The organism is Polynucleobacter aenigmaticus, assembly GCF_002206635.1.
Lineage (GTDB): Bacteria > Pseudomonadota > Gammaproteobacteria > Burkholderiales > Burkholderiaceae > Polynucleobacter > Polynucleobacter aenigmaticus.
This window is the reverse complement of record NZ_NGUO01000035.1, coordinates 1-1,348: the sequence shown is the minus strand read 5'-3', so window position 1 is coordinate 1,348 and position 1,348 is coordinate 1. Positions and strand designations below refer to the sequence as shown.

At 44.4% G+C, this 1,348-nt stretch carries 1 pseudogene; it reads left to right on the top strand.

The features are described from left to right. The first annotated feature begins 115 nt into the window (after nucleotides 1-115). A pseudogene (locus tag CBI30_RS11015) lies at nucleotides 116-1,067 on the top strand (IS30 family transposase). The last annotated feature ends 281 nt before the right edge of the window (nucleotides 1,068-1,348 follow it).

Genomic DNA, 1,348 nt, shown 5'->3' with positions numbered 1-1,348 from the left:
AAATTGGTTCCTGATGTATTGGCGGATTCAACTACGAAGTGCAACTTTGATAAACGCCTAGTGGCTAAGGATGTTTTAGTATCCAAAGCTTCTAGACCTGCAAGTCAAAGTAGCCATGACCTATCAACACCTTAGCCAAACTGAACGATATCAGATTTATATCCTCATGAAAGACGGAAAACCAACCCACGATTGCAAAGCTGATGGATAGACATAAGTCGACCATTAGCCGTGAGCTTGCTCGCAATACGGGAGGTAAGGGTTATCGACCTAGGCAAGCCTGTCTCTTGACGCAAGAACGATCCTTAGGCTCTCGCAACGCTACCCAGATTGCTGCTACCGACTGGAGCAAGGCAGTTGATTGCCTCTTAGACAAGTGGAGCCCAGTCCAAATTGCCAATCAAGTAGGCATTAGCCATGAGACGATTTACCGCCATGTCTATGCGGATAAAGCGGCTGGCGGTAGCCTATATCAACAGCTGCGCTGCCAAAAGAAGCGTAAAAAGCGCTATGCCAGCGGTCGGGAACGCAGAGGTCAGATCATCGGCAGAAGGCCCATTAGCGAGCGCCCGGTCCATATTGAGACTCGAGCCCAAGTGGGTCATTGGGAAGGCGATACCATCATTGGAGCCCATCACAAGCAAGCCGTAGTGACCTTAGTAGAACGTAAGAGTGGTTATGCCCTCATCGCCAAAGTCATCAATAAAACTGCTGATTCAGTAGGTAGCGCCATCATTAACAAACTGAGTCCCTTAGCCCCACTGGTCAAAACTATTACTTTTGACAACGGGAAGGAATTTGCAGGACACAGCAAAATTGATGCTGCATTAAATAGCACCACATACTTTGCCGATCCTTTTGCTAGCTGGCAAAGGGGATCGAATGAAAACTTCAATGGACTGCTAAGGCAATACATCCCCAAGAAAAGACAGTTATCAACCGTAACGGATGAGGAGCTTAGAATGATCCAAGATCAATTAAACAACCGACCCAGAAAGCGCTTGGGATTTAAAACACCAAGTGAAGTCTTTATGCAATCTTTAAACCGTGTTGCACTTCGTGTTTGAATCCGCCATTTATTGAATTAATGAATTTTTTATAAAAATTCATTAAAAAATTAGAAAATAACGCGAGCTACTGATAGCAACCGATTCTTGCCGCCAATGCCCTACATATCAGCTGATGATTTAGCGCAAATAGCCATGAACGCAGAGATTGTTTTGGGTCCAGATATGAAAAAACCGCCAGATTAATTGCACCGTCATTTTTATCTTTAAAAACCAATAAACCAAATCACTTGGGCAAATGAAACGATTAAGCAAGCCGGCTCATTCACCTAAGATTTCAC